Source organism: Nonomuraea cypriaca, from assembly GCF_015645445.1.
In the GTDB taxonomy this organism is placed as follows: domain Bacteria; phylum Actinomycetota; class Actinomycetes; order Streptosporangiales; family Streptosporangiaceae; genus Nonomuraea; species Nonomuraea cypriaca.
Map to the genome: position 1 here is coordinate 1 of NZ_JADOGI010000371.1, position 7,073 is coordinate 7,073.

At 74.2% G+C, this 7,073-nt stretch carries 5 protein-coding genes; 4 read left to right on the forward strand and 1 reads right to left on the reverse strand.

The genetic code is table 11. The annotated features are described in order from the left end of the window. On the reverse strand, window positions 1-1,441 hold a 1,441-nt coding region (locus tag ITP53_RS60835), incomplete at its 3' end, for a protein-arginine deiminase family protein (protein ID WP_195903039.1). 178 nt (window positions 1,442-1,619) lie between these two features. Here ITP53_RS60835 and ITP53_RS52780 point away from each other — a divergent pair. From ITP53_RS52780 to ITP53_RS52795, 4 genes are all read left to right on the forward strand, one after another. Then, window positions 1,620-4,484: an AfsR/SARP family transcriptional regulator gene (locus ITP53_RS52780; protein WP_195903040.1), complete on the forward strand. Its 2,865-nt coding sequence runs from the start codon at window positions 1,620-1,622 to the stop codon at window positions 4,482-4,484. A 97-nt stretch (window positions 4,485-4,581) separates the two neighbouring features. Beyond that, on the forward strand, window positions 4,582-5,601 hold the full coding sequence (locus ITP53_RS52785) for a zinc-dependent alcohol dehydrogenase (RefSeq protein ID WP_195903041.1): 1,020 nt from the start codon (window positions 4,582-4,584) through the stop codon (window positions 5,599-5,601). 152 nt (window positions 5,602-5,753) lie between these two features. Further along, window positions 5,754-6,290, forward strand: a complete 537-nt coding sequence (locus tag ITP53_RS52790) for a GNAT family N-acetyltransferase (RefSeq protein ID WP_195903042.1) — start codon at window positions 5,754-5,756, stop codon at window positions 6,288-6,290. A gap of 39 nt (window positions 6,291-6,329) precedes the next feature. After that, on the forward strand, window positions 6,330-7,073 hold a 744-nt coding region (locus ITP53_RS52795), incomplete at its 3' end, for an SDR family NAD(P)-dependent oxidoreductase (protein ID WP_195903043.1).

Genomic DNA, 7,073 nt, shown 5'->3' on the forward strand with positions numbered 1-7,073 from the left:
GTTCGTCCACGTGGCCGACGTTCAGCCAGGAGGTGTCGACAGGCAGGATCGGCTGTGCGCCCTGGGCCTCCAGGAAGGAGCGGAGGTCGGGGCGTACCGAGCGGACGTAGTGGACGGTGAGCTCCGACCGGCCGGCGAGGACGTGGAAGGTCCGCCAGGCGGCCAAGCGCGGGATGGGGGGCCGGTCCTCCACCCACCACTCGTGGCCCTCCCGCACGGTGGTGACCCGCCGCGTCTCCCCCAACGGGAAGTCGCGGGCCGCGAACTCGTCCCCCACCGTGCCCAGGTCCCCGCCGTCGAGGGTGGACGCCAGTGCGCGCGGCAGCGTGAAGATCCGGAACCGCGCCTCGCCGATGATCATCTTGCCGAGCGGGGCGGCGGGATGCGGCGGGACCTCGGGTCCCGCGAGCCCCTCCGGCAGGCGGCCGGTGGGCACCGGGACCGGCGGGGACAGCTCCAGGTTGCCGCCGTAGTCCGTGGAGTCGCGGCTCGGCGAGCCGGCCAGGGCGTTGAACAGGCCCACGTCCGGTCCCGGCAGCTCCCGGGGGACCCACTGATTCAGTGCCCTCTCCCTCGGGTTGTGCAGCGCCATGTGCATCCACGCGTGCGGCGCACGGCAGTAGCCCATCTCGAACTGGTCCTGCGGGAAGTAGTCCGGGTTCAGGGCGTCGGTGACGTCGATGACGTGCAGGAGCCGTCCGGGCCCCGTCTCGAACCCGGTGGCGGCGTTCCCCGCGGGGACCGCGTCGTCGCCGTGGGCCTCGCGGACGGCGTCGACGAGGTCCTGGATCGTGTGCTGGTTGCCGCTGGGGACACGGCCGTTGTAGGTGACGTAGATCTCCTCGGCCGGCCGCAGGTTCGAGATCAGCAGGAACGGCGCGATCGTCAGCAGGATCGTGCCGGCCGCGGTCCTGACCCCGCCCCCCTCGCGTACGAGCTCGAGCTGGATCTCACCGGCCGGGCGGCCCTCCGGCGCGGGGAAGCCCGGTGCGCCCGGCAGGGTGACCGCCTCCACCCGCAGTTCGACGGTGCCCGGCCCGCCGGGCAGGCGGTACTCCGTGTCGGGCGTCCCGCTGGAGGGCGTCCCATTGGAGGCGCCGAACGCGCGTACCCAGTGGCCGTCGTGGTCCCGGTGGAAGAACCGGACCCGCCTGGCGTCCTCCGGGCTGATCGTCAGGAGCAGATCACCGGACTCACCGGCCGGAACCGGCAGGCGCAGCAGCTCCGCGAGATCTGCCGGGCCGTTGACCACGTCGTCCAACGCGTCCAACGGAGCCCGGCCGTCGTTCAGCCCGTCCAACGGAGCCCGGCCGTCGGTCACGGGCCCATCCAACGAAGCCCGGCCGGCCGGCGCGGGTGGGGCCGGGGAGTCGACGTCGAGGTTGGCGAGCACGACGCGACGAGGCCGGCCGGCGCCATGGACGCGATCGCTGACGGACACCGCGGTCACCACCTTCGGGCTGGTCGGAGTTCGGTGCGTCCAGCATCGACTCCGGGGTTGGAGGGGGCGCTGGAGTGCCGACTGGAGTGCATCCGCCGTCGGCCCTGTGCCGGTGCGGTGAAGCGGTCTATCTTTTTCTGGAGCGTTGCGGAGATTGCTCGAAATGGCAGGAGACCGGATGGGCGATCAGGGGGACCCGGCTGTCCGGTTCGAGGTTCTCGGGACGCTTCGGGCCTGGCTCGGAGACACCGAACCGGCGCTGGGCCCGGTGCAGCAGCGCGCGGTGCTGGCGGTGCTGCTGCTGCACGCCAACAGGCCGATGAGCCGCGAGCAGCTCATCGACGCCGTCTGGGGGGCGAGCCCTCCGGCGTACGCGGTCAACCTGGTCCAGAAGCACGTCTCCGCGCTGCGCCGGGTGCTGGAGCCGGACCGGTCGCCGCGCGCGCCGTCCAGGCTGCTGCTGTGGACCGACACCGGCTACCTGCTGGCCGTGCCGGCCGCGCGGCTGGACCTGCTGGTGTTCGAGTCGGAGGTGGAGCGGGCGCGGGTGGCGCGGGCCGAGGGCAACCTGCCGCTCGCGGCGGAGATTCTGCGCGGCGCGCTGGAGCTGTGGCGCGGCCCGGTGTGCGCGGGCCTGGCCGGCCCGCTGCTCGACACCGAGCGCGAACGCATCGGCGAACGCCGCGTCGACGTCATCGAGGACCGCATCGACCTCGATCTGGCGCTGGGCCGCGACCTTGAGCTGGTCAACGAGCTGCGGCTGCTCGTGGTCCGCCACCCCTGGCGGGAGCGCCTACGCGTGCTGCTCATGCTCGCCCTCTACCGCTCGGGCCGCCAGGTCGAGGCGCTGGCCGCCTTCCACGAGGCTCGCAGGCACCTCATCGACGAGCTCGGCATCGAGCCGGGGCCGCAGCTCAGGCGCGTACACGAGCAGATCCTGGCCGCCGACCCGCACCTGGCCGTCCCCGCGCAGGCCGCAGCCGTGCACGCGCCGCGGTTGCCGACGCCGGCGCAGCTCCCGTACGGGATGCCGGACTTCATCGGGCGCGACGCCGAGCTGCGCCGGCTGGACGCCCTGTGCGCCGCCGGGGCGGGCGGCTCCAGCCGCCCGGTGGTGATCAGCGCGCTCGGCGGGATGGCGGGCGTCGGCAAGACGGCCCTCGCTGTGAACTGGGCTCATCGGGTACGCCACCGCTTCCCCGACGGCCAGCTGTACGTGAACCTGCGCGGCTTCGACCCGACCGGCCCCGCGATGAAGCCCGCAGAGGCCATCCGCGGCTTCCTCGACGCGTTCGCGGTGCCCCCGCAGCAGATCCCGATCAGCCTGGAGGCACAGGCGGCGCTCTACCGCAGCCTGCTGGCCGACCAGCGGGTCCTGCTCATCCTGGACAACGCGGAGAGCGCCGAGCAGGTACGCCCCCTGCTACCCGGCTCGCCCGAGTGCCTGGTGCTGGTGACCAGCCGCGACCAGCTCTCCGGCCTGGTCGCCGGGGAGGGCGCGCAGCCGCTCGTGGTCGACATGCTGTCGCCGGAGGAGTCCAGGGAGCTGCTGGCCCGCCGCCTGGGCGAGGAGCGGGTACGCGCCGAGCCCGAGGCGGTCGACGAGATCATCGATCTGTGCGGGCGGTTGCCGCTGGCCCTGGCCGTCGTCGCGGCGCGGGCCGCCACCCACCCGGACTTCGCGCTGTCGGTGCTGGCCGGGGAGCTGCGGGTGGCGAGCGGGCGGCTGGACGCGTTCCACGTCGCCGACCGCTCCACCGACATCCGCTCGGTCTTCTCCTGGTCGCTGCAGCGTCTGGATCGCTCCACACAGCGGATGTTCCGCCTGCTCGGCCTCCACCCCGGCCCCGCCATCACGCTGTACGCCGCCGCGAGCCTGGCCGGCGTACGACCGGCCGACGCGCGGGCCGCGCTGGGCGAGCTGTCCAGGGCCAACCTGCTGACCGAGCCCGCGGCGGGCCGCTACGCCCTGCACGACCTGCTGAAGGCGTACGCGGCTGAGCTGGCGTACGAGGTGGAGGGCGACGCGCCGCGGCGGGCGGCGATCTTCCGGTCCTGCGACCACTACCTGCAGACCGCCTATCCGGCCGACCGGCTGATCAACCCGTTCCGCGACGCGCCCGAGGTGGGGCCGCCGCGTCCGGGCGTCTTTCCGCTGGACGTCACCACCCCCGAGGAGGCGATGGCCTGGTTCACCGCCGAGCACGCGGTGCTGGTGGCCGTGGTCCAGCAGGCCACCGCGCACGAGCTGGACGTGTGCGGCTGGCAGCTGGCGTGGGCGGTGGCGACGTACCTCGACCGGCGGGGGTTCTGGCACGATCTCGAGGTCGTGCAGGACGCGGCGCTGTTCTCGGCCGAGCGGGCGGGCGATCGTCTGGGCGAGGCGCTGTCGCACCGCGGCGTGGCCCGCGCGCACTCCCGGCTGGCCCGCTACGACGACGCCGACCTGCATCTGCGGTCGGCGCTGCGGCTGTTCGAGGAGCTCGGCGACGAGGCCGGGCAGGCCTACACCCACCGGAGCCTGGCCGCGATGCTCGAACCGCAGAGCCGTGACGTGGAGGCCCTGGGCCACGCGCAGCGGGCGCTGGAGCTGTACAGGGCGGTCGGCCACGTGGCGGGGGCCGCCGACTGCCTCAACGCCGTGGGCTGGTTCCACATCCGGGTCGGCGACCACGAACAGGGCCTCACGTGCTGCCAGGAGGCGCTCGCCCTGTACGAGAAGCTGGACGACGTGGGCGGGCGGGCGCAGACGTGGGACAGCCTCGGGCTCGCCCACCACCGGCTCGGCGACCAGCGGCAGGCCATCGGCTGCTACGAGCAGGCGCTGCAGCTCTTCCGTGAGACGGGCGACCGCTACAATCAGGCCGCCACGCTGACCCGGCTGGGCGACGCGCACGAGGCGATGGGCGACGCCGCGGCCGCCGACCGCGCCTGGCGGGACGCGCTGGCCATCTTCACCGAGATCCAGATGCGGCACGCGGAGGCCAGGGAGATCCACGCCCGGCTGAACCGCCGCCGCCCCCGGGTACGCCGCGCGAAGTAGGGCTCACGGGGCCCGTCACCGGGCGCGCAGGCGCGACCCCCAGGGCGTCTCGATCCGGGTCATCCGGACATCATGCACTGCGGTAACGTCTGGCCGCATGCGTGCCTTCGTCATCACCGGGCCTGGACGTGCGGAGGTCCAGGAGGTCGAGCCACCCGTGGCAGGCGAGGGCGAGGTGGTCGTCGAGGTCGAGCGGGCCGGGGTGTGCGGCACGGACATGGAGTTCTACTCGGGCGCGATGACGTACCTGCGCACCGGCGAGGCCCGCTATCCCGTGCGGATCGGCCACGAATGGGCCGGCGTCGTGCGCGAGACCGGGCCCGGCGCCGACCCCGCCTGGCTGGGGCGGCGGGTCACGGGCGACACCATGCTGGGCTGCGGCTCCTGCGCGCGCTGCACCGGGGGCCGGCAGCACCTATGCGCGGACCGGCACGAGATCGGCATCCGCAACGGCCGGCCCGGCGCGCTGGCCGAGCGGCTCGCGGTGCCCGCGCGGGCGCTCCAGCCGCTGCCCGGCTCGGTCGATCCCGCGCTCGGCGCCCTGGTGGAGCCGGGCGGGAACGCGTTCAGGGCCGTCCACGCCGCCGCTCTTGAGCCCGGGCAGCGGCTCCTGGTCATCGGGCCGGGGACGATCGGGCTGCTTGCGGCCATGACGGCGGCGGCGCGGGGGGCCGAGGTGCACCTGGCTGGGGTCACCGGGCGGTCGCTGGAGTTCGCCCGCTCGCTGGGCTTCACCCGTACGTGGACGGTGGACGGCGGCCTGGCCGGGACGCGCTTCGACGCCGTGATCGACGCCTCGACCGGCCCCGGCTCGCCGGCGCTCGCCCTCGACCTCGTCGAGCCAGGCGGTCGCGTGGTGTTCATCGGGCTGTCCGCCGAGCCCAGCCTCGTCGACACGCGCCGGCTGGTGCTCGCCGACGTCACCGCCGTCGGCGTGCTCAGCGCCTCGGGGGGCCTCGCGGGGACCACCGAGCTGTACGCCTCCGGCCGGGTCGATCCCCGGCCCCTCGTCGCGGCCACGGTGTCCCTGGACGAGGCGGCCGCGGTGCTGGCCGGGCGGCGCAGGCCGGAGTGGGGCGCCGCCCCGAAGATCCTCATCGACCCCCGCCTGCCCTGACCGCGCGCCCGCGCGCCCTGCCCGCGCGCCCTGGCCGCGCCCTGCCCGCGTTCCCTGGCCGCGCGCCTGGCCGCGCCCTGCCCGCGTGCCCTGGCCGCGTGCCTGCTGAAAACGGGTCGTGTCGGCGTCTGGCGCCTGGCTACCGTTTCCCGGTGCACATCTATCTGGAGACCGACCGGCTGATCCTGCGCCGCTTCACCGAGTCCGACGCCGACGACCTGTTCGCGCTGCACAACGACCCTGAGGTGATGCGCTACCTCAACGGCGGCAAGCCCACCCCGCGCGACACGATCACCGGTGAGACGCTGCCCAGGTTCATCGCCGGCGGCTTCTTCGCGGCGATCGAGAAGTCGTCGGGGGCCTTCCTCGGCTGGTTCCACCTGCGGCCGGGCCGGGACGGGCCCGCCGACGAGCCCGAGCTGGGCTACCGGCTGCACAGGCCGGCCTGGGGCAAGGGGTACGCGACCGAGGGGTCGCTCGCGCTGATCGGCAAGGCGTTCGGCGAGATGGGCGCGCGCCGCGTGTACGCCAGGACGATGAGCGTGAACGCCGGCTCGCGGCGGGTCATGGAGAAGTGCGGCCTGCGGTTCGTCCGTACGTTCTTCGAGGACTGGCCCGACCTGATCGACGGCTCGGACCAGGGCGAGGTGGAGTACGAGCTCCTGCGCTCCGAGTGGGCCGCGCGTTGACCTGGTGCACTGGTCTGACCAGTCGCTAGGGTGCCTCTCATGGGATATGACGCGCTGTTCCGCCTGGACGGGCGGCAGGCCGTGGTGATCGGGGCCGGGAGCGGGATCGGCAGGGAGTCGGCGCTCGCGCTGGCCGCGCACGGGGCTTCGGTGGTGTGCGCGGACCGGGATCTCGCCGCGGCGGAGGAGACCGCCGCCGCCTGCGGCGGGAGGGCCCTGCCGCTGGACGTGCTGGACGCGGAGGCGGTGCGGCGGGCCGCCGCGGCGGAGCCGGCCGACGTGCTGGTGTTCACCGCGGCCACGAACGTGCGCAAGCGGCTGCTCGACTACTCGGACGAGGAGTTCGACCGGGTGGTGGGGCTGAACCTGCGGGCCTCGTTCGACGTGGTGCGGGCCTTCGGGGCGGGGATGGTGGCGCGAGGGCGCGGGTCGATCATCGGGTTCGCGTCCATCCGGGCGTCCGTCACCGAGCCGGGGCAGGGCGTCTACTCGGCCACCAAGGCGGGGCTGGTGCAGCTGTTGCGGACGGCGGCGGCCGAGTTCGGGCCGCACGGGGTGCGGGTGAACGCGATCGCGCCCGGGGTCGTCGAGACGCCGCTGACCCGGCAGATCAAGGACGATCCCGCCTGGTACGCCGCATACGCCGCCAAGAGCGCCCTCGGCCGGTGGGCGGCGGCGGAGGAGCTGGCGGGGGCGGTGGTCTTCCTGGCCGGCGACGCGGCGAGCTTCGTCACCGGCTCCGTGCTGTACGTGGACGGCGGCTGGACCGCCGTCCACGTACAG